The sequence below is a fragment of the Caldichromatium japonicum genome (assembly GCF_011290485.1).
Lineage (GTDB): Bacteria > Pseudomonadota > Gammaproteobacteria > Chromatiales > Chromatiaceae > Thermochromatium > Thermochromatium japonicum.
The window spans coordinates 2,284,690-2,305,120 of record NZ_CP048029.1; the positions used below are offsets into that span (position 1 = coordinate 2,284,690).

Sequence of the window (20,431 nt, forward strand, 5' to 3'; positions counted from 1 at the left end):
TTGTAATCGCCAGCCCGCGCCCACTTCAAACCGATTCAATCCAATGGATTTATAAAGCGCCCTGACAACAAAAACCCCCGCCACGGCGGGGGTTGAGCACTGGCTTGGCCAGTCGTTTGTCGGGACTACATCCCCATATCGCCCATGCCGCCGCCCGCAGGCGCCGGCGCCTCTTCCTTGGGCTCTTCGGCGACCATGGCCTCGGTGGTGATCATCAGTCCGGCGACCGAGGCGGCGTTCTGCAGGGCGGTGCGGGTGACCTTGGTCGGGTCGAGCACGCCCATAGCCATCATGTCGCCAAACTCGCCGCTGGCAGCGTTATAGCCGAAATTGCCGCTGCCTTCGGCAACCTTGTTGAGGATGACCGAAGGCTCTTCCCCAGCATTGGCCACGATCTGGCGCAGGGGCTCTTCCATCGCCCGGCGGGCGATGTTGATCCCCACATCCTGGTCATGATTGGCCCCTTGCAGCCCCTTGATGGCAGTCAGAGCGCGGATCAGGGCAACCCCACCGCCTGGGACGATGCCTTCCTCGACCGCCGCACGGGTGGCATGCAGGGCATCTTCAACACGCGCCTTCTTCTCCTTCATCTCGATCTCAGTCGCCGCACCGACCTTGATCACCGCCACCCCACCAGCCAGCTTGGCCAGGCGCTCTTGCAGCTTCTCGCGGTCATAGTCGGAGGTGGTCTCTTCGATCTGGGCACGGATCTGGTCGCAGCGGGCCTTGATCGCTTCGTGCGAACCCGCCCCATCGATGATGGTGGTGTCGTCTTTGCCCACCACCACCTTCTTGGCCTGACCCAGATCCTGCAGGCTCGCCTTCTCCAACGACAGCCCCACCTCCTCAGAGATGACAGTGCCGCCCGTGAGGATGGCAATGTCCTGGAGCATGGCCTTGCGCCGATCGCCAAACCCAGGCGCCTTGACCGCACAGACCTTGAGAATCCCGCGCAGATTATTGACCACCAGGGTGGCCAAGGCCTCACCCTCAACATCCTCGGCAATGATCAGCAGCGGCTTGCCCGCCTTGGCCACCGCTTCCAACACCGGCAACAGATCCCGAATGTTGGAGATCTTCTTGTCATGCAGCAGGATGTATGGCTGATCCAGCTCGGTCTTCTGACTTTGCTGGTTGTTGATGAAATAGGGCGACAAATACCCCCGGTCAAACTGCATGCCCTCGACAATCTCCAGCTCATTGGCCAGAGACTTGCCCTCTTCCACCGTGATCACCCCTTCCTTGCCCACCTTCTCCATGGCCTCGGCAATGATATTGCCGATCGATTCATCAGCATTGGCCGAGATGGTGCCCACCTGCGCAATCTCTTTGCTGGTGGAACAGGGCTTGGATAGGGCCTGCAGTTCCTTGACCGCCGCCTCCACCGCCTTGTCAATCCCACGCTTGAGGTCCATGGGGTTCATGCCAGCGGCTACCGCCTTCAACCCCTCGCGCACCATCGCCTGCGCCAACACCGTCGCCGTGGTGGTGCCATCACCAGCAATGTCCGAGGTCTTGGAGGCCACCTCCTTGACCATCTGCGCCCCCATGTTCTCAAACTTGTCCTTGAGCTCAATCTCCTTGGCCACCGACACCCCGTCCTTGGTCACCGTCGGCGCACCCCAGGATTTCTCAATCACCACATTGCGCCCCTTCGGCCCCAAAGTCACCTTGACCGCATTGGCGAGGGTATCGACCCCGCGTAGGATGCGGGCGCGGGCATCGATACTGAATCTGACTTCTTTTGCGCTCATCGTCTCGTAATCCTCTCAGTCAATTCTGTTTAAGGGTTATGGGTCATACAACTCGGCCTTAGCCCTCGATGATGGCCATGATGTCGTCTTCACGCATCACCAGGAGCTTCTCATCACCGACCTTGACCTCGGTGCCGGAGTACTTGCCAAACAGCACCTTGTCACCCACCTTGACATCCAGCGGGCGCACATCCCCATTGTCGAGTAGCTTGCCTTTACCCACGGCCAGCACCTCACCCTGGATCGGCTTCTCGGCAGCACTGTCCGGGATCACAATCCCGCCCGCGCTTACCCGTTCCTCTTCTAACCGGCGAATCACCACGCGATCATGCAATGGACGGAGGTTCATGGATGGCTCCTCAAACAACCAGAGTATTAGCACTCGACATTATCGAGTGCTAATAGTAGAGCGAAATCTTGGGCTGTCAAGTACAAGACTGAGTTCTTGAGGTACTTGAGGTAAGTGAGACGGAGGGTTCGCAACAGCGATATGGCGGATGGTGCAGGCTACACTTAATGTAAGGTGCTTCGACATGTCTAGAGAGGAGGTGTAGAGATGACGAAGATCCTTCCATCCATGTTGCTTGCGACCGGAGTGGCCACTGGTTCACTCTTGATCCCAACCGAGATGGCCACGGCCTATTATTGGTGGGGGGATGGACCTCTGGCCGGTCCCTGGCGTCACGCCTATATCTATGACCCGAATTATCGCTGGGGGCCGCCGCAGATGCGTAACTATATCCGCGATCTCTATCTGTATGGCCCCTCTTATGCCCAGTGGCGGCAAGCGCGGCGCTGGGGCTGGTGGTAAAGACCACTTAACCGGTCATGGACCGCCCATCCCGGTGAAGGGAGTCACCAGCGACGATAGAAAACGGTAACCGCCTCTGCGTCCCAAAGGCCGCGAGGCGGGGGCCTGTTCTGCTCACCCATGTTGACTGCTCGCCCTAGATCCCATATTTCTCGCTCACCATCCGGTCGAGCCACTCCATCACCCCTTGGCTACCTGATTCCATCTCGCGCAGGGCCTGCATGATTGCCATCTGGGTGTGGGTGTTGCGTTCCCAGTCGCCGGCCAGATGGCCGAGCAGCTGGTGGGCGCCGGCATGGACTTGGCGATGCGGCGCCTCCAGCGCCCGATAGGCGGCGGTGTTGCCGAAAAGCGCCCGCCCTTCACCGAGATACCATCTGCCGAGTCGGCAGCCTTCATGGTTGATGCTCACCGCGCGGATATGTTGTTCGTCACCGCCGCTGCTGAGCGACAGATACGCCCGCTGTTTATAGATCATGTGGTCCATCTTGACCAGGGTGATGAAGCTCTTGTCATGTATCAGCAAGGCGGCACGCTCGGTCTCAGCAACAGAGGTGGCAAAACGCCCAAAGGCCTCGGCAAGCGCATTGACCACCCGCGCTGAATTCTGTGCCATCCCTTGCATCTGGGTCGCATTGCCCTGCATGCGCTGATTATCCTGGAGCAGTAGGTGCATGATCTGACCGATCGATTGGGAGGCATTGCGGCTCTTTTCCGCAAGCTTGCGCACCTCATCGGCGACTACCGCAAACCCCCGCCCTTGTTCACCGGCGCGCGCGGCCTCGATCGCGGCATTGAGCGCCAGCAGGTTGGTCTGATCGGCGATCTCGGTGATCAGGGCTACGGCCCGATTGATCTCTTGGCTGCGTGCATTGAGCTCGCCGATCGCTTCGACCACTTGATGGATACGCTTGGCGATCTCGGAGAGATGTGACTCGACCTCAGCGACCGCGGTCTGGTTGCAGGTCGCCTCCTGTGCAGTCTGGGTGGCGGCCTCGGCGACCTGTCGCATGCGCCCGGTGATTTCTACTAGATCCGACTGGGTGCCGGCCATATTATCGATCAGGTTGGATGAATTGAGCTGACCAGCCTGCGAAAGCAGAAAGTTTTTCATCTGCGAACGGGTAGAGGCGGCCATATGCCCGAGCAGGGCATTGTGCGACTCCATGGCCGTGCGAAATCCACCACGCAACCCCTGCACCTGAGCGACGCGCTCATAACGGCCATCCATCTGGGCGCAGAATGCGCTTTCAGCCTCGCGAAACCAGGTCTCGAGCTGATCAAGCATGTCATTAAGCGCCCAAAAGAGGCGGGCGACCTCGTCGCTGTCGTTTGCGATCCCCGTGATCCGGCTATGGAATTGCCCGGCAGCGACCTTGGCCGCAAGCCGTTCGGCTTGCCCAAGCGCCCGCAACAAGCGCTCGATCTCCCGCTGCCCATAGACCGCAACCCCACCGACCATGAGCAAAAAACCCAGGAGCAAGGGATGAAAACCGGCAGTGACTGTGACCAGGATGAGCCCGATCGCCACCAAGACAGACTGTGCCCAAAACAACAGTCCAAACTTAAAGCGTAAGGACAAATTGCTCATAGCTTTTTCCGTTGATCGCCCGTTCCAAAACGGTCTGGCCAGCAGCGATGGCATCGCGCACCCCTGCCGCTCGTTCGGCAGCCAGCATCTGAGCATATAACTCGCTGATCGCTCGCACTGCCTCCAGGCTGGGTTTGCGCCGCACCGAGGTATAACCGATGATCGTCCCTGCCGGGTCCTTGTCCGGCGTTACGGTCGCAAAGACCCAATAATGGCTGCCATCTTTAGCCATGTTCTTGATATAACCAAAAAACTCCTGACCGGCATTGATCGTGTCCCACAGGCGCTTAAAAACCGCGCGCGGCATGTCTGGATGGCGGATGATATTGTGTTGCCGGCCCAGAAGCTCGGCTTCGGTGTAGCCTGACAGGGCAATAAAGATCCGGTTGGCATAAAGAATACGTCCTTGGGGGTCGGTCTTGCTGACGATGAAGTCCTCATCGCCCAGTGCGCGTTCGATACCGGTTGGTGTGATCTTGGGTTTCATGGGTCTTTGGTGGTTTTAGGTTTTATCTCGAACAGCCATTGCCCATTGCGCATCCGCAAACCCGCGCCAGGCAAGGACGGTTTGGGCGATCGTGTTTTGGGTCCGGCATGGCGGGGCGGCATTGCCAATTCTTGATAAGAAACACATGCTTTTGAAATTGAGTGAGCTGTCCTGATGTCGTGGGCATGGAAAGACGAGACATGAGATTGCTGCCGTTTGCGCTGTGGAGCCGGCAGGCGGTGCGGCAGTTGATCCTCGACCGTTTTGGCATCGAGCTCAGGCCGCAGGGGGAGGGCAAGTACATGGCGCGCTGGGGATTGACGCCCCAGAAACCGATTCGGCGCGCCTATGAGCAAAGCCCGCCGGCGGGCAAGACATGGCTTGAGGAGACCTACCCGGACATTGCCCGGCGCGCCAAGGCCGAGGGCGCCGAAATCCACTGGGGCGATGAAACGGGGCTGCGCTCGGACGAGGTGCGCGGGCGCTCTTATGCGCCGGCGATCAAGACGTCCGAGATTCGCATCACGCACCGTCGCGAAGGCCTGTCGGTGATCTCGACGCTGACCAACCGCGGCAAGGTGCCTTGGAAGGCGTTCGCGGGGGCGATGAACGCCGACATCCTGATCGACTTCATGAAGCGGCTCGTCAAGGACGCCAGGGGCAAGAAGATCTTCCTCATCCTCGACAACCTGCGCGTGCATCACACCAAGCCAGTCAAGGCCTGGCTGGCTGCATGCGCCAATCAAATCGAGGCGTCCTCCCTCCCCTCCTACAGCCCAGCACTGAACCCCAACGAGATGCTCAAGGCCACCATCACCGCGCAGGCGCCCTCCCGCGCCAAGGACGATCTGAAGAAGGCGACCGTCAGCCACCTGCGCCGCCTTCTCAATTCCCCCCAACGCATCATGCGCTACTTCCAGCATCCCAAGCTCCATGATGCCGCGTAATACAAGTTCAGTGGCTTCGGATCAATAAGCACCAAGATTTTGACTCTTTATGATCAATTTTTATCCGCTTAGGCCCGCATCATGCATCTAATCCGCGGTTTGCACAATCTGCGCCCCGAGGACCGCGGCTGCGTGGCGACCATCGGCAACTTCGATGGGGTGCATCGCGGCCATCGCGCCGTCTTTCAGCGCCTTCTGGCCGAGGGCCGAGCGTATGGCCTGCCGGCGACCGTGATCACCTTCGAGCCCCAGCCGCTCGAGTTCTTCGCCCCGCATGCTGCCCCCGCGCGTCTGACCCGGCTGCGCGAAAAGCTCAAAGCCCTGCGCGCCTGTGGCATCGAGCGGGTCATGGTACTCGAGTTCGGGGCACGGTTGGCAGCGATGGAGGCCGACACCTTTGTCGAGCGTCTGCTGATCGAGGGACTAGGGGTACGTTTTCTCTTGGTTGGGGATGACTTTCGCTTTGGCCGCAAACGGCGCGGGGATGTTGCGCTATTGCACGCGATGGGCCAGACCGCCGGCTTTGCGGTCGCCAGCCTCCCCACCATCCATGATGCAGGTGAGCGGATCAGCAGTACCCGCATCCGCGAGCTCTTGGCGCGGGGGGATCTCGCTCAGGCCAGGCAACTTCTTGGCCGACCCTATAGCCTTGAGGGGCGGGTGATACACGGTGACAAACGCGGGCGCGCGCTCGGCTTTCCTACCGCTAATATCGCGCTGCATCGGCGGGTGAGCCCGGTGCAAGGGGTCTTTGCCGTCTGGGTGCATGGGGTGGGGACGCGGCCCTGGCCTGGGGTCGCCAATATCGGTACCCGCCCTACTCTTAGCGGTAGCATAGCGCGGCTCGAGGTCCATCTCTTCGACCTCGACCGAATCCTCTATGGCCGGCATCTCGAGGTCGAGCTGGCACTGCGCCTGCGTGATGAGCAGCGGTTCGATTCGCTGGAGACGCTCAAAGACCAGATCCGGCGCGATGTCCAGACGGCGCGGGCGTTTTTGTCAGGGCTCAGATAGGGTGCATAGCGCGCACCGCGCTCATCGCGTATCCCGAGATGGAGCGGTGACGTCTCGGCGGCATAATTATTGATCCGAAACCAATGAACTTGTATTACGCGGCATCATGAAGCTTGGGATGCTGGAAGTAGCGCATGATGCGTTGGGGGGAATTGAGAAGGCGGCGCAGGTGGCTGACGGTCGCCTTCTTCAGATCGCCCTTGGCGCGGGAGGGCGCCTGCGCGGTGATGATGGCCTTGAGCATCTCGTTGGGGTTCAGTGCTGGGCTGTAGGGGGGGAGGGAGGAGGCCTCGATTTGATTGGCGCATGCAGCCAGCCACGCCTTGACCGGCTTGGTGTGATGCACGTGCAGGTTGTCGAGGATGAGGAAGATCTTCTTGCCCCTGGCGTCCTTGACGAGCCGCTTCATGAAGTCGATCAGGATGTCGGCGTTCATCGCCCCCGCGAACGCCTTCCAAGGCACCTTGCCGCGGTTGGTCAGCGTCGAGATCACCGACAGGCCTTCGCGACGGTGCGTGACGCGAATCTCGGGCGTCTTGATCGCCGGCGCATAAGAGCGCCCGCGCACCTCGTCCGAGCGCAACCCCGTTTCATCGCCCCAGTGGATTTCGGCGCCCTCGGCCTTGGCGCGCCGGGCAATGTCCGGGTAGGTCTCCTCAAGCCATGTCTTGCCCGCCGGCGGGCTTTGCTCATAGGCGCGCCGAATCGGTTTCTGGGGCGTCAATCCCCAGCGCGCCATGTACTTGCCCTCCCCCTGCGGCCTGAGCTCGATGCCAAAACAGCCGAGGATCAACTGCCGCACCGCCTGCCGGCTCCACAGCGCAAACGGCAGCTTCAGCTCATCCGGTGTCCCGTCGCACATGAGCTTGCGTATCTGGGCGTCCTGCTCCGCCAACAGCGCCCGCTTCTCACCCACCTTTCCTTGAGCCCTTGGGCCCCTTCGCGCCCATAGCCTTTGCAGATGTCGAACACCCCTGCGCCCAACAATCCCCTCTGCGCGCCTATCGCTTCATACCTCCAGCCACGCCGCCGCTCTTCGCGTGCCGCAAACGACAGCAATCTCATGTCTCGTCTTTCCATGCCCACGACATCAGGACAGCTCACTCAATTTCAAAAGCATGTGTTTCTTAATCAATAAGCCGGCGAGATACCGGCGCTCCAAACGACGGTAAGGCGTTTGGGGTGCGCAATGCGCACCCCTATAGGCTTTTTTACCGATGGCGATGCCTGCAGAGGTCGTGCTTTCCAAAGCTCATGCATCCGGCAGTTACCAGCTCGTCGCCTGGGCTTTTTTGCGCGCGCTGGGTCTTATCTATACCGCAGCATTCGTCTCGCTCGCTGTCCAGATCCTTGGGCTTGCGGGCAGCCAGGGGATCTATCCCCTGACCGAGCAGCTCCAATGGGCCAGGGCACAATATGGCGAGCTGGGTTGGCTTGCCTATCCTTCGTTATTTTGGTTGGCCGCGGGCGATTGGCCCTTGTGTATCGTCGCCTGGGGCGGCGTGGTCTGTGGTCTGTTATTGACGGCCTGGCCTTGGATCAGCGAGCCCAATAGGGTAGGCAACCTGGCGGTTGCCCACGGATCAGCGGGCGCCAGTAAGCACGATGTGTCCGCCCTCCCATCTTCGCTTTCCATTCCGGCGAAGACCGGAATCCAGAAACATCACGCAGAACGTGTCCCACCGACCCTTTTAACATGGGTCCTCCTGCGGCTCAGGCGCTCAGGATCCTGGGGCGAACGGGCGTTATTGGGATTGCTCTATCTCGGTTATCTCAGCCTGGTCCAGGCGGGGCAGGTGTTCACCAATTTCCAGTGGGACTTTTTGCTGCTCGAGGCAGGGTTCTTGGCCCTCTTCCTGCCAGGGGCAAGGCTGGTCCCTCGATCCGACGGGGTTCCAGGGTGCAATGCAGACAGTGCGCCGGCCCACCCCGTGCCAGCACTGCCTGATCCGAGCGGGCGGGTCTTTGGATGGCCCAACCTATCCGCTGCCGTAGGCCATGCAATGCGTGCCCTCCAAGGCACCCCGCTGATCGTCTGGCTTTTTCGCTGGCTGCTCTTTCGCCTGCGGTTTGAATCTGGGCTTGCCAAGTTATTTTCAGGCGATCCCAGTTGGCGCGATCTGACTGCGGTCGAGCATTATCTCGAGACCCAGCCGCTACCCCACATCGGGGCCTGGTATGCGCATCAGCTCCCCGATTGGGCATTGCGGCTAGGAACTGCAGGGACCATCCTGGTCGAGATGATTTTGCCTATTTTCATCCTGATGCCTCGCCCTTGGCGCCTGACCGCAGCCTGGGCCACTATCCTCTGGCAGGTCCTGATCATCGCCACCAGCAACCACAATTTCTTTAATCTGCTCACCATCGTCCTGTGCTTGTTTCTGTTCGAGGATCGGGACCTGGCATGGCTGGACCGCAGTCTGAGTGTAGTGGGGTGTGCATTGCGCAGCCTACGCCCTTCGGCGGCTGCTGCAGGAGGGCACACAATGCGCTGGTCCTTGTTACCCGCATTGACGTTTCTGGCCGCCCTGGTCCTGGTCCCCTTGAGCCTCATCCATGCCGCCGAGCTTATCTGGCGGCGCCCGCTTGAGCCGCTGAGCGGTTGGACGGTTTGGCTCGATCGGTTTTATATCGCCAACCGTTATCACGTCTTTGCCGAGGTCCCTAAGGTTCGCCTCGAGGTCCAGGTCGAGGTCAGCGCAGACGGAAAAGACTGGGAGGAGCTCGATTTTCGCTATCGGCCAGACCGCCTAGATCAGCCCCCGCGTTGGGCCATCCCGCACCAGCCGCGCCTGGATTGGCTGATCTGGTTTGTGCCCCAGCACCCACTGTTTCTAGAGCCATACGCGCGGTTTGTCGAGCGGCTGCAAGTGGGTTCAGGGCCGGTGATTCGCCTGCTCGCCCGCCCGCCTTTGGGAGGTGGACCAGTGCGTTTTGTGCGCCTAAAGCTCTGGCGCTATCGATTCACGGGCCCCGAGGAACAGGGGGCGACGGGTCAATGGTGGCGGCGCGAGTCTCTAGGACCCTGAATGTTGTAGGTGTAAGGTGCGTACCGCGCACCCTATGTTGCGGCGCGCACCACCCCCACCTACGCCCTTAGTCATAGATCATCTCGGACCAGCGCCCCTATTCGATCATGCGCTGTTTGAGTTGTTTCCAATCGTCTTCGCTTCCAGCCTGTTTAGTCATCACCCGCTCGAAGGCCGGGATGACTTTGCTTAGGCCCGACAGAAAGACATGGGTGTTGGGCTCCTGCATCAGGCGCCAGGCCTCGGCGGCGTGTTTCCGCAGACCCATTTCGAGCGCCTGAGATGAGGTCATCAGCGGGCGGGTCCCCAGGGCACGGAAGGCGCGGAAGGTCTTTTGGTCGTAATAATTGGCGAGGTCCGTCTGCTCGTCATTGGCATACATGAGGTCCAGGCCGCTGTGACCGCCATAGAATAGGCGTACCTGACCCTTCCAGTCGCCGCGCCGTTCATAGATCAATTGCACGAAGGCGCGGAAGGGCGCAATCCCCGTGCCGGTGCCGATCATGAGCAGGTTGGCGCGATTGTCGAGCGGGATGCGGAAGGGGCTCGGATAAGGGCCGCTGATGGTGATCTGATCGCCGACCTTGGCGTCGCAAAGATAATTGGAAGCGATGCCGGGGTAGCGTTCACCGCTGACCTCATCGAGATAGAAACAGCGCCGCACCAGGATCTCGAGATGCACCCCGCTGCCGACAGGGACGTTGCGCGCATTGGCGATCGAATAGCGGCGGATATGGAGGTCATTGCCGAAGGGATGCGGCCCTGGGACAAAGACCCCGATGGACTGGCCTTCGACAAACTGAAAGGCGGGGTCCAAGACCTCCAAGGTGATGTGGCGCACCTCATCGGTGGTCTCTGGGGTGATGCGTTGGGTGGCCTTGATGACCGCAGGGGCCGTCGGACCGAGATAGGTGATTTCTTGAGCCATCAGTTCATTCCTGTCAAGGAAACGCCGCCCAGTCGGTGGGCTTGTTCGGGGGATTGCGGGCCTATACCTGCCTTGGCCACAGCATGAGCGAGTGGAGCCGGCTCGCCAGCGTTGGGTTGAGGGCAGCCGCCGGCGGGGGATTGCCGACAGCATGCGCAACCGCCCTCGGGATTGCGGAAGGGCCCGAGCTGGGGGTAACGGGCCTGAAAACGGGCGTAGAGCGACTCGATCCAGACCCAGCCGGCGAGCACCGCGAAGACAACCAAGGGGGCCAGCAGCAGCTTAACCATGGCTGCTCCCCAGACCCGCAAACCCCATGAAGGCTAGAGACAAAAGACCGGCCAACATCAATGTCAGGGCCGCGCCCTGGCTGACCTCAGGCAGGCGGGCAAGCGCCAGCCGCTCGCGCAGGCCGGCCATCAGCATCAGCGCTAAGGTAAAGCCTGCGCCTGCGCCTGCTGTATAGACCAGGCTCTGGATCAGGTTGTATTCCTTGGTGGTCTGAAAGAGTGCGACCCCCAGGATGGCGCAATTGGTGGTGATGAGCGGCAAGAAGATGCCCAGCGAGTGAAAGAGCGCGGGGCTCGTCTTTTTGATGAACATCTCCACAAGCTGGACAACCGAGGCGATGACCGCGATGTAGCAGATGAGCCTTAGGAACTCGAGCTCGAGGGTGGTGAGCACCCAATTGATCCCATGGGCGGAGAGCGAGCTCACCAGCATCACGAACATGGTCGCCAGCCCCATGTTCCAGGCCATCTCCTTCTTGGCCGAGACCCCGAGAAACGGACAGATCCCGAGGAACATGGCGAGCACGAAGTTATTGACCAGGGCGGCATTGAGAAAGATGAGCGGCAAGGGCTCAGCGTGCATGGGCGGCGGCTCCGTTTGTCACGGCTACCTGACGTGCACGGCGCAGATGCAGCCAGTTGAACAACAACAGCCAACCTCCGAGCACAAAGAATCCGCCCGGCGGCAAGGCCATGATCACCCAGGGCTGAAAACCCTCGGGAAAGAGTGCAATACCCAACAGGGTCCCCTGGCCCAAGACCTCGCGCACCGTACCGAGCGCAAGAAGCGCCAAGGTGAACCCTAGCCCCATCCCCAGGCTGTTGACCAGGGTGGTATGCAGTCGTTGCTTGGAGGCATAGGCCTCGGCGCGCCCGAGGATCACACAATTGACCACGATGAGCTGGATGAAAGCCCCTAGCGCCGCATAGAGCTCGAGGCTGATCGCCTGGATCGCATAATCGACCAGGGTGACGAAGGTGGCGATGATGACGATATAGCTCGCGATCCGCACCTGTTTTGGGATCAAATGGCGCAGCATCGAGACCAATAGGCTCGAGCAGACCAGGACGAAGGTGGTCGCCAGACCCATAGCGAGCGCATTGAGGGTAGTGTTGGTCACCGCGAGTACCGGACACATCCCAAGCAGCATGGCAAAGACAGGATTTTCCTGCCACAGCCCGCGCAGAAAGGTATCCGGAGTGAGCCTTTCATAAGTCGGTGGGGACAAGATGGAGTCTGACATGTCTATCAAAACTTGCTGTACAGGTTAGGGCTGTGTACCCAACTAGAAACCAGTCCCCGGCTGACCGTTCCTCGCCCCTACTAGAGATGCATCTAGGGTCAGGCGGTCGAGATGACGTTCGATTGCAGGTACGGCGCGGTTGGCCGCGCTATCCGCGGCGCGGGCCAGGGCGCGCGAGGAGATGGTCGCCCCCGCGATGGCGTCGATCTGCCAGGGTTCGGTCTTGGTACCGTGCCGCACGGCGACGATCGGATGGGCGAGCGCCGTGCCCTCGGCGTTCAGACGTGCATCGAGCGATTTGAAATTCTCCAGAAACTCAGGGTCGAAGCCGAGCTTGTCGCCAAACCCCGGGGTCTCATTGGAACGCAAGATCCGACTGGCCGTAATGCACCGGCAGGCGGGGCGATAGGCAAACATCGCCTGCACCGGCCCAGCATAGCCTGGACCTGAACCGATGATCGCCACCCCCACCAGTTCTCCGGCAGCGTCATAGGCGGCATAGAGAGAGTCAGCGCCTGGACCCGAAGGTGCCTCCTCGAGACCGTTGCTGGTCAGACGCAGGGTGCGAAAGCCTGTAGCCCCAGGCAAGACCTCGAAGACCGCCCGTTCGGTGCGCAAGCGCTGTTGTTCGGCGATGAGCGGAGCGGTGAATTGATCAACCAGGGCCACCGCGAGTCCTGCCAAAAGCGCCACCCCGCCGAGCGCCAGCAGCATGCGCAGGAAGAGGGTATCCTGGGGGGCAGCGCCATCCGGGTGGCCTTCAGTCGAAATTGCGCTCATCGGCCTTGCCTCGATTGTTTTGCTCCATACACCCGTGGTTGGGTCCAATCCGAGATCAAGGGGCCTAGGGCATTGGCGAGCAGGATGGCATACATCACCCCCTCGACGAGTCCCCCAAACAGCCGGATGATCACTGTGAGGATCCCGATCAATAGCCCATAGATCACCACCCCCCAGGTCGTCACTGGCGAGGCCACCATATCGCTGGCCATGAACCAGGCCCCCAGCATCAGCCCGCCCGCACAGAGGACGAACCAGGGGCTAGGATAGAGGGTCGGATCGATCAGCCAAAAAGGCAGCGCGCTCAGGATTGCCCCCGCCATGACGCTGACCGGGATGCGCCAATCGAGCATCCGCTGCCAAGCCAGCCACAGCCCGCAGAGCAGGATCAAGAGGGCTGAGGTCTCGCCCGCTGAGCCGGTGACCGTGCCCGCAAAGAGGTCCCAGACGGGGGTCTCCACATGCTGGAATCGTTGCAATGCCAATGGGGTCGCGCCGCTCCAGCCATCGAATCCAAGACCCGCCACCCACTGATCGACAGGGATGGGTTGCATGAAGGGCGGGGTCAGGGTTGAGGGGATAGGCTCGACAAACCGCCCAGGGGCGAAGGGTGGGGTCCAGGTGGTGATGGCCGTGGGGAAGGCTGCCTGAACGAAGGCGCGCCCGATCAGGGCGGGGTTCATGACGTTATAGCCCAACCCGCCAAACAGCCACTTGCCAAGCGCCACGCCAATGAATGCCGCCACCGCCGCCATCCACAGCGGAAAACCGGGGGGCAGGGTCAAGGCGAGCAAGATCCCGGTGATGATCACAGACCCATCGCGCAGGCTGTTGCCCTTGCCTGCGGCACGCGCCAGCGCCCATTCTGTCAGGACCGATACGGCGGTGGTGGTGACAAGCAGCAATAGGGCGCTCAGGCCAAACTGCCAGACCGACCAACCGGCGATCGGCAGCAGGGCCAGGATCACGCCGCGCATGATCTGCTCGACGGTCAGTACCCGGTTGAGATGCGGGGAGGTACGGATCGCGATGCCTCGATTCGCCATGTCGCACCTTGCCTCAATGAGACCCTTTGCCAGCGCGCCGGCGTTCGGCATCGCGGTTGATCGACTTGGCGATGCGGAAATATTGGGTCAAGGGGATATTGGCCGGACAGACAAAGGCACAGCAGCCGCATTCAAAGCATTGCTCCAGATACTGTTCAGCCATCGCCTGATATTGACGCGCCATGGCCAACTCGCCCAACAGCGAGGGGTTGAGCGACACCGGACAGGCGCGAACGCATTCACCGCAATGGATACAGGGATAGACCGGGCGCGCTGCCAGCGCCGGGTCTTCGGGATGGAGGGCAACGACCCCCGAGACCCCCTTGGTGATCGGCACATCGAGCGAGGCGACCGCCATCCCCATCATCGGCCCGCCGAGGATCACCTCCCCCAGATCGCCCGTGATGCCGATCCGTTCAAGCAAGAACCGCACTGGCGTCCCGATGGGGACCAAGAAATTGCCGGGGTGCTTGACCGCTGGGCCGCTGACCGTGATCACCCGCTCGATCAGCCCCTGACCCTTGGGCAGGAGCTCGCCCATCTGTGCCAGGGTGCCGACATTGAAGACCGCCACCCCGAGATCCGCCGGAATCCCCCCGATCGGGACCTCCTGATCGAGCAGGGCCTTGATCAGCATCTTTTCGGCCCCTTGCGGGTATTTGGCTTGGACTGCCGCGACGCTGATCGGCCCGTCTGGGTCCGTCTGCCGGAGATGGGCGCGCAGATGGGCGATCGCATCGAGCTTGTTGTCCTCGACCCCGATGATGGCGCGCCGAGCACCTGCGGCCTTGAGCGCGATCCGGATGCCGCGGATCAACGACTCGGCCTGCTCCAACATGATGCGGTGATCGCAAGTCAGATAAGGCTCGCACTCGCAGCCATTGACCAAAAGGGTATGGATGCTGCGCCCTGCCTGCGGCCTCAGCTTGACATAGCTGGGGAAAGCCGCTCCACCCAGGCCAACGAGCCCCGCCTCCTGGACCGCCTGGATGATCTCCTCTGGGCTGAGCTGTTCAGGGTCACACCTCTTGCCAAGCAGGGCGTCCTGGCTGGCAGCCTGATAGACCTTCAAGAAGATCGCCGGGGCCTTGGGCCCATCAGCGGTCGGGGCCAGACCGATGGCGCGGATGACGCCGGTCGCCGGGGCGTGGAGGGGCACCGACATCACCTCATTGGCCCGCGCGATTGGCTCACCGCGCATCACCTCTTGCCCGACCTTGACGATCGGAACCGCTGGCGCCCCCTTATGTTGCTGCAAGGGGATGATCAGCTCATCGGCAAATGGCAGGCGGCGGATCGGCTTGCCGGCGGTGAGCTCCTTATGCTCTACCGGATAGACCCCGTGGGCAAAGGTCTTGTGCCAACCGAGCCAGCGCTTGAAGGCCAGATCCAGGTGGGCGAACAGACCCTCGTGAGATGGCGTCTGAGGCGCATCCTTCGGGCGCATGCCCTGTCGATCGCCCTGAGGCCGGGCGGTAGAGCCGCTCATCAGCCCCCAAGGTGCGCTGATCTGGTTTGCCTTCATCCTCGATTCCTCGCCACTGTCTGTTTACTGGTATTTGGTCGCGCGCTTGACCCATTGCTCGATCCCAGGCTCGCGGGGGTTCCAGGGCAGGCCCGGATGGATACAGCCCGCGGGGCATTTTTCGGCGGCCTTGACGATGTCCTTGTAGGAACCGCCCTTGGGGTCGGCGATCTCGACCCTTTTGTTGGCGTTATAGCGAAAGATCTTAGGATTGATCTGGATGCACTCGTTACAACCAGTACAGGCGGGCGAATCTACCCAAACAGGCTCCCAGTCGACAGCGAAGGAGAGAGCGGCATCTCCCTGGCCCGGTGCATGGGCGCCATTGCCGCCCGAGCCGTTGCTACGACTGGTTGCGGGGAGCGCCGCCGTCTCGGCGGCAGGAGAGGCGCTCCACATGATGCCAGCGCTCCCCTCCCCTGCCAGGGCCAGTAGGGTCTGAGTCAGACGCTGGGCGATCTCGACCTTGGCCTGGTTGCGCACCGCCTCGACATCGAGACGGTTGAGCAGACCGCACAGATCCCGCAACTGCCGCCAGAAATTTCGGCGTTCCTCGCAGCTTTCCACGAGTTCAGGTGAGACCATCACCCGCATCAGGCGGTTATTGTGGTCGACGCCCCAGAGATAGGGATGCAGGCCCTCGCGCGCCTCCGTGGGGAGGTCGATGAACTCATGGAGCGGCACCAGGGTATCGTTCCAGGCGTCCTCGGGGATCTTGCGGAAGTGTTTGCGGAAGCGCCCCTCGGTCATCGCAAAGTCGGCGAAGGTGAAGGGGACCTCCAGACTCGCCGGCTTGCCTTGCGCATCAACATATTGGAGCGTCCAGGTGATCCAGTCGGTATCCAAGGCCGGATTGCCTTCGAGCGAACAGCATTCCTCGAAGGTCGTCCCCGCATCCGGATCAAAGCGGAATAGCGGATAGGCGCGAGATTCGACGGCCATCCGTGCCTGGCGGTGAGACATCTCATCCCCGATCCCATGCTCGGGCTGACAGGGGCTATAGATGTTGAACAAGGCCGGGCGCCTGGAGTTGAGGCCGTCGATAAAGCCTTCCAACAGGTGGGTCAGATGCGAGGTGGCGCTCGAGAGTACGAAGGCTGAGCGATGCGCCATGCCGATCAGACCCATCTCCTTGCGGATCTCGTTCTTGCCCTTCCAGGTCTGGCCATAGGGGGCCATGTCGGCGACCTGCCCCAGGAAGCCAGAGGTGCACGACTGACCGCCGGTATTGGAGTAGCTCTGGGTGTCGAGCACCAGGACCTTGATCGGCAGCCCTGACATCAAGGCGCGCGAGAGGTTCTGGAAGCCGATGTCATACATGGCCCCATCTCCACCCGCCGCTACCACCGGCGGACATAGGCGCCATTCCTCCTCGCTGAAGTCACGCCAGGTGAAGTGATCGAGCCTACAGGCCGGATCGGCGGGCTTGAATCGGCCCTCGAGCTCCAGCCGCGCCTGACGGATCGCCTTGAACCCCTCGGCCATCTTGCGCATGTGCCCTTCGAACAACCCCAGGGCTACCGAGGGCGAATCCTGGAAGAGATTGTTCGACCAAGGGAAGGGATAGGGGTTGTAAGGAAAGGTCCCGCCCCAAACGGAGCTGCAACCCGTAGCATTGACAAAGCCCATGTATGCGCGCGGCTGCGGGGCGATGTATTGGTCGCGCAGCTGACGCAGCTTGGCCAAGAGACCCGTGACCCATTTCAGCCAGTCCGGATCGACCGGATCGGCGGCCCGACTGACCAGCTCGGACGAGAGCTCGGCGAGGGTCAGATCGGTCTCCTGATGGGCATCGAGCACCCGCTGGATAGCGGTCGGGTTGGTGAGATCCATCGCCGAGGCGAGTTTCAGCCGGACATGGGTCTCAAGACGGGCGATGAGGTCTTCGAGCTCAGCGACATGTCTCTTCACCCGTGGCTGCATGAGGGCAGTGACGGTGGCGGTAAAGAGATGCGCCGCAGTCTTCTCGCCGCAGCCCATGCAGGAGCCATCGCCGGCAATGATCGAGAGATAGTTGCTCTTATCGAGGAGCAGGGTCTCGAGCGCCCCGATCTTGTCATCGAGCGACTCGATGCGGAAGAACTCAGGGGCGGTATTGGGTAGATCCAGCCAGACCTCCCAGCGGGCGCGCAGGTGTTGAACGGCCTCTTCGGTCTGGGGCTCGGCGGCCAGGGCGCCGTCCTTGCAGACCTCGACGCACTCCATGCACCCCTTGCAGGTGTAAGGATTGACCGTGACGCTGAACAGCCCACCGCTGCCGGGTTGCTGTTTTTCGCGGTTGGTCCAATAGGGGCGGGTGATGGCGAATGGATAATCGCTGAGCGCCTCGAGCATCAGGGTAAATTCGCGCTCGGCCTGCGCCTTCTCTTCGGCATCACCCGCGAATGCTGCCAGGGTCTCCAAGGCTGCCTGATCGAGCAGCGCACGTACATCGGCCCCTTCGCCATGAGATTCGATCAGGGCACGCAGGCGTTTTTCGATGGCGTGCGACTCGCGCCGCAGATACTGGGTCGGTATGCCGCGCTCGACCCGCTGGATGGCGGTCGCCAAGACATCCCCGATCCGGTTGACCAGACCTGGGATGGCACTATCCGGACAGACTGCAAAACAGCTCCCGCAGGCAGTGCAGCGCTCGGGGATAAAGCGCGGATACTCGAAGCGGATCTGGGTCATGTCGCGATAGACCCCAGTAGCCGCTGGGACCAGCGACAGGGCCATGTGGGGATCGGCCAGGTTGTCGTTGCCGCGACCACTGGCATAGAGGATCCCCGTCTGCTCCCAGAAGCGATGGGCATCGCCGATTCGCCCGCCGCCCTCAGGCAGGGTCTTGACCATGAGCGGAAGTTTTAGGGTACGCATCAGGTGCCCGACATCGGTCAATGGCTTATCGGTGATCTCGACGAGCTCATCGAAGCCGCGACGCACCACGCGCAGGTTGTCCTGGACCACCCGCTCGCCCTTGGCCCCAAACTTGGCGCGCAATTGTTCCTCGATGGCGGCAAAGAGATCCATCTCGGTCAGCCCCAGACGCTCCATGACGTTGGAGGCGGCAAAGAAGGCCCCCTGGAAGGCCGCCCCCTGCATCCTGAATTGCAGCTCGGGGTTGGTCGCCTCCTCGCGCGCGATCTTAAAGCCATCCAGGTAATAGACCCGGATCCCCTGCTCGACGATGAAGCGGCGTGCTGCAGGCGGGAAGCTCATCCAAACCTTCTCTGGGCCGTCCAGCGTCGACTGGATGATGAAACAGCCCCCGGGCTTTAGACCGGTCAAGGGATTGGAGTGGGTAAAGACATTGGGGTCGGGGCTTAAGACCACATCGACATGGGTATATTCGCAATTCAGGCGGATCGGCTCAGGCGCTGCCGACAAGAAATAGGTCGTCGGCTGGCCCTTCTTCTCCGAACCGTATTTGGGGTTGGCGCGGATGTTCCAGCCGAGGAGCTCATAGAGGGTCAGCGCCAGGTTCTTGCCAGTGGTCACCGCTCCCCAACCGCCGACCGAATGCATGCGCACCGTGATCGCCCCTTTAGGCAAGAGGTTGGGGTTTTCGCTCCCACGCAGCGCCAACCGCTCGATCTCGGGATAGGCCTCCTTGAGCGCCTGGATGCGGATCTCATCCTTGGGGTCGGTCGGCGGGCGGACGAAGTCGATCGAGAGATAAAAGAACCGCCGCTGCGCCCCGCTGGGCAGCATGTTCTCGACCGCGGCGATCAGGCCCTCGGGTTGGAGATCGCGCGATCCCAGGCCACAGCAGCCGGAATAGAGCCTCGGCATCTCACCGGGTTTATAGACAGGGTATTCGGGGTAAGGCAGGGGCTCATGTTTGCCTGCCATGCCGTTTTCCAGACACTTGCAAAGCGCCGCGCGCAGCTCGCACAGGATCGGCAGGTCCTCAGCCAGCGGCTGATCGACGCGCTCGAGCACCGCCACCCCCTTTTTGCCCTGGAGCATGCGGGCCAAGCAATCACCGGGAAAGGGACGGAACATGGTGAGATTGATCACCCCGACCTTGAGCTTACGGCGCTCGCGCAGATCATCGGCCACCGCCTCGGCCTGGACGGTCATGCTGCCTTGGCCGAGGATCAGGTACTCGGCGTCCTCCCAGCGATAGCCCGAGACCCGAGCGTAGTGCCGGCCTGTCAGCTCGGCGTATTCGGCCATTACCCGATCGGCAAGCTCAGGGATATGGTCGAAGAAATAGGGCCGCTGGGCCGCGACTGATTGCATATAGGCATCTTGATTCTGCACCGTGCCCGAGCTGACCGGTTCATCGACATCCCAGATCGCCGGCACCCGCCGGCGTGTAGGGCCAAAGAGCAGGCGCTGCGCCGGGGTCGGGCATTCGATAATGTCGTCTGGGCGCCCGCAAAAGGCCTCGATCAGCGCTCGTTCAGGGACCTGGAGCGGCTCGATCAAATGGGTGGTCAGGAATCCATCCTGCGCCACTGCCGCCGGGGTAAGGCTGAGCTCGGCGAGTTTACGGGCGATGAGATTGAGATCCGCCACTTCCTGGGCATTGCGGGCGAAGACTTGGATGAAGCCGGTATCGTCGATGCAGTGATAGTCGTCGTGCGCGCAATGGACGTTGAGGCTGGCTTTGGTGATGGCGCGCGCCCCGATGTTGAGCACATAGGGGAGCCGCTTACCAACTGCGGCATAGAGCGACTCATGCATAAAGGCCACGCCCTGGGCCGAGGAGAAATTGCTCGCCCGCAGGCCCGCCATCGCCATGCCCGCCGTTACCCCCGCTGCAGCATGTTCGGACTCGGGTTCGATGAAGATCAGGGGCCGGCCCGAGATGTTGAGATGCCCATTGGCCACCTCCTCGGCCCAGCCTTCGCCCATCGGTGTGGATGGCGTGATCGGATAGGCGCCGGCGGCATCGGAGGCCTCGCGTTCGCAGAGGACCACCGCGGTATTGCCATCCGTCGCCATGCGGATACCAGGGTATTTCGGTGTCTTTTCGTCTTTCTTTCCGAACATGG

General features: G+C 61.5%; 16 protein-coding genes and 1 pseudogene. 4 read left to right on the forward strand and 13 right to left on the reverse strand.

All coding sequences use genetic code 11. The features are described 5' to 3' along the window. Window positions 1-125: 125 nt before the first annotated feature. Together groL and groES are read right to left on the reverse strand one after the other, a co-directional pair. Window positions 126-1,754 carry a chaperonin GroEL gene (gene groL / locus GWK36_RS11095; RefSeq protein ID WP_166271189.1) on the reverse strand — a complete coding sequence of 543 codons (1,629 nt, stop codon included), beginning with the start codon at window positions 1,752-1,754 and terminating at the stop codon, window positions 126-128. 58 nt (window positions 1,755-1,812) lie between these two features. Beyond that, window positions 1,813-2,103 (reverse strand): co-chaperone GroES, encoded by a 291-nt coding sequence (groES, locus tag GWK36_RS11100; protein WP_166271190.1) that lies wholly within the window; start codon window positions 2,101-2,103, stop codon window positions 1,813-1,815. Window positions 2,104-2,310: 207 nt separating this feature from the next. Here groES and GWK36_RS11105 point away from each other — a divergent pair, with 207 nt between their 5' ends. Continuing rightward, window positions 2,311-2,565 (forward strand): hypothetical protein, encoded by a 255-nt coding sequence (locus tag GWK36_RS11105; RefSeq protein WP_166271191.1) that lies wholly within the window; start codon window positions 2,311-2,313, stop codon window positions 2,563-2,565. 136 nt (window positions 2,566-2,701) lie between these two features. Here the strand turns inward: GWK36_RS11105 and GWK36_RS15710 are convergent, their stop codons facing one another. Together GWK36_RS15710 and GWK36_RS15500 are read right to left on the reverse strand one after the other, a co-directional pair. Further along, a complete protein-coding gene (locus GWK36_RS15710) occupies window positions 2,702-4,156 on the reverse strand; it encodes a methyl-accepting chemotaxis protein (RefSeq protein WP_281352055.1) in 1,455 nt (484 codons plus the stop codon). Continuing rightward, the gene (locus GWK36_RS15500; RefSeq protein ID WP_246237543.1) at window positions 4,131-4,643 is read right to left on the reverse strand and encodes a PAS domain-containing protein; all 513 of its coding nucleotides are present in this window, start codon (window positions 4,641-4,643) and stop codon (window positions 4,131-4,133) included. Before GWK36_RS15500 ends, GWK36_RS15710 begins: the two co-directional genes overlap by 26 nt. Window positions 4,644-4,852: 209 nt before the next feature. Here GWK36_RS15500 and GWK36_RS11115 point away from each other — a divergent pair. Then, a pseudogene (locus GWK36_RS11115) lies at window positions 4,853-5,590 on the forward strand (IS630 family transposase); the annotation flags it as partial. 81 nt (window positions 5,591-5,671) lie between these two features. Further along, window positions 5,672-6,604, forward strand: a complete 933-nt coding sequence (gene ribF, locus GWK36_RS11120; protein WP_166271194.1) for a bifunctional riboflavin kinase/FAD synthetase — start codon at window positions 5,672-5,674, stop codon at window positions 6,602-6,604. A 94-nt stretch (window positions 6,605-6,698) separates the two neighbouring features. Here ribF and GWK36_RS11125 read toward each other — a convergent pair whose 3' ends face one another. Beyond that, window positions 6,699-7,592, reverse strand: a complete 894-nt coding sequence (locus tag GWK36_RS11125) for an IS630 family transposase (protein ID WP_343033171.1) — start codon at window positions 7,590-7,592, stop codon at window positions 6,699-6,701. 229 nt (window positions 7,593-7,821) lie between these two features. Here GWK36_RS11125 and GWK36_RS11130 point away from each other — a divergent pair, with 229 nt between their 5' ends. Further along, entirely contained in the window at window positions 7,822-9,633 is a 1,812-nt protein-coding gene (locus GWK36_RS11130; protein WP_166271195.1) for a lipase maturation factor family protein, read from the forward strand. A gap of 97 nt (window positions 9,634-9,730) precedes the next feature. Here GWK36_RS11130 and GWK36_RS11135 read toward each other — a convergent pair whose 3' ends face one another. The 8 genes from GWK36_RS11135 to GWK36_RS11170 are packed head-to-tail and all read right to left on the reverse strand — an operon-like array spanning window position 9,731 to window position 20,429. Beyond that, window positions 9,731-10,561 carry a ferredoxin reductase domain-containing protein gene (locus tag GWK36_RS11135; protein ID WP_166271196.1) on the reverse strand — a complete coding sequence of 277 codons (831 nt, stop codon included), beginning with the start codon at window positions 10,559-10,561 and terminating at the stop codon, window positions 9,731-9,733. After that, window positions 10,561-10,851, reverse strand: coding sequence for a hypothetical protein (locus tag GWK36_RS11140; protein WP_166268957.1), 291 nt, complete (start codon window positions 10,849-10,851; stop codon window positions 10,561-10,563). The genes GWK36_RS11135 and GWK36_RS11140 overlap by 1 nt, the downstream gene beginning before the upstream one ends. Then, a complete protein-coding gene (locus GWK36_RS11145) occupies window positions 10,844-11,434 on the reverse strand; it encodes an electron transport complex protein RnfA (protein ID WP_166271197.1) in 591 nt (196 codons plus the stop codon). Before GWK36_RS11145 ends, GWK36_RS11140 begins: the two co-directional genes overlap by 8 nt. Beyond that, the gene (rsxE, locus tag GWK36_RS11150) at window positions 11,424-12,095 is read right to left on the reverse strand and encodes an electron transport complex subunit RsxE (protein ID WP_166271198.1); all 672 of its coding nucleotides are present in this window, start codon (window positions 12,093-12,095) and stop codon (window positions 11,424-11,426) included. The genes GWK36_RS11145 and rsxE overlap by 11 nt, the downstream gene beginning before the upstream one ends. A gap of 42 nt (window positions 12,096-12,137) precedes the next feature. Further along, window positions 12,138-12,875 (reverse strand): RnfABCDGE type electron transport complex subunit G, encoded by a 738-nt coding sequence (locus GWK36_RS11155; RefSeq protein ID WP_246237544.1) that lies wholly within the window; start codon window positions 12,873-12,875, stop codon window positions 12,138-12,140. Next, the gene (locus GWK36_RS11160) at window positions 12,872-13,921 is read right to left on the reverse strand and encodes an RnfABCDGE type electron transport complex subunit D (RefSeq protein WP_166271199.1); all 1,050 of its coding nucleotides are present in this window, start codon (window positions 13,919-13,921) and stop codon (window positions 12,872-12,874) included. The genes GWK36_RS11155 and GWK36_RS11160 overlap by 4 nt, the downstream gene beginning before the upstream one ends. A 13-nt stretch (window positions 13,922-13,934) precedes the next feature. After that, window positions 13,935-15,446, reverse strand: a complete 1,512-nt coding sequence (gene rsxC / locus GWK36_RS11165) for an electron transport complex subunit RsxC (RefSeq protein WP_246237545.1) — start codon at window positions 15,444-15,446, stop codon at window positions 13,935-13,937. A 24-nt stretch (window positions 15,447-15,470) separates the two neighbouring features. After that, window positions 15,471-20,429: a 2-oxoacid:acceptor oxidoreductase family protein gene (locus GWK36_RS11170; RefSeq protein ID WP_166271200.1), complete on the reverse strand. Its 4,959-nt coding sequence runs from the start codon at window positions 20,427-20,429 to the stop codon at window positions 15,471-15,473. Between the last annotated feature and the right edge of the window lie 2 nt (window positions 20,430-20,431).

Bases quoted from the DNA above. Each gene is read 5' to 3' on its own strand.
- groL (WP_166271189.1), bottom strand. From the start codon at position 1,754: ATGAGCGCAAAAGAAGTCAGATTCAGTATCGATGCCCGCGCCCGCATC.
- groES (WP_166271190.1), bottom strand. From the start codon at position 2,103: ATGAACCTCCGTCCATTGCATGATCGCGTGGTGATTCGCCGGTTAGAA.
- GWK36_RS11105 (WP_166271191.1), top strand. From the start codon at position 2,311: ATGACGAAGATCCTTCCATCCATGTTGCTTGCGACCGGAGTGGCCACT.
- GWK36_RS15710 (WP_281352055.1), bottom strand. From the start codon at position 4,156: ATGAGCAATTTGTCCTTACGCTTTAAGTTTGGACTGTTGTTTTGGGCA.
- GWK36_RS15500 (WP_246237543.1), bottom strand. From the start codon at position 4,643: ATGAAACCCAAGATCACACCAACCGGTATCGAACGCGCACTGGGCGAT.
- ribF (WP_166271194.1), top strand. From the start codon at position 5,672: ATGCATCTAATCCGCGGTTTGCACAATCTGCGCCCCGAGGACCGCGGC.
- GWK36_RS11130 (WP_166271195.1), top strand. From the start codon at position 7,822: ATGGCGATGCCTGCAGAGGTCGTGCTTTCCAAAGCTCATGCATCCGGC.
- GWK36_RS11135 (WP_166271196.1), bottom strand. From the start codon at position 10,561: ATGGCTCAAGAAATCACCTATCTCGGTCCGACGGCCCCTGCGGTCATC.
- GWK36_RS11140 (WP_166268957.1), bottom strand. From the start codon at position 10,851: ATGGTTAAGCTGCTGCTGGCCCCCTTGGTTGTCTTCGCGGTGCTCGCC.
- GWK36_RS11145 (WP_166271197.1), bottom strand. From the start codon at position 11,434: ATGCACGCTGAGCCCTTGCCGCTCATCTTTCTCAATGCCGCCCTGGTC.
- rsxE (WP_166271198.1), bottom strand. From the start codon at position 12,095: ATGTCAGACTCCATCTTGTCCCCACCGACTTATGAAAGGCTCACTCCG.
- GWK36_RS11155 (WP_246237544.1), bottom strand. From the start codon at position 12,875: ATGAGCGCAATTTCGACTGAAGGCCACCCGGATGGCGCTGCCCCCCAG.
- GWK36_RS11160 (WP_166271199.1), bottom strand. From the start codon at position 13,921: ATGGCGAATCGAGGCATCGCGATCCGTACCTCCCCGCATCTCAACCGG.
- rsxC (WP_246237545.1), bottom strand. From the start codon at position 15,446: ATGAAGGCAAACCAGATCAGCGCACCTTGGGGGCTGATGAGCGGCTCT.
- GWK36_RS11170 (WP_166271200.1), bottom strand. From the start codon at position 20,429: ATGTTCGGAAAGAAAGACGAAAAGACACCGAAATACCCTGGTATCCGC.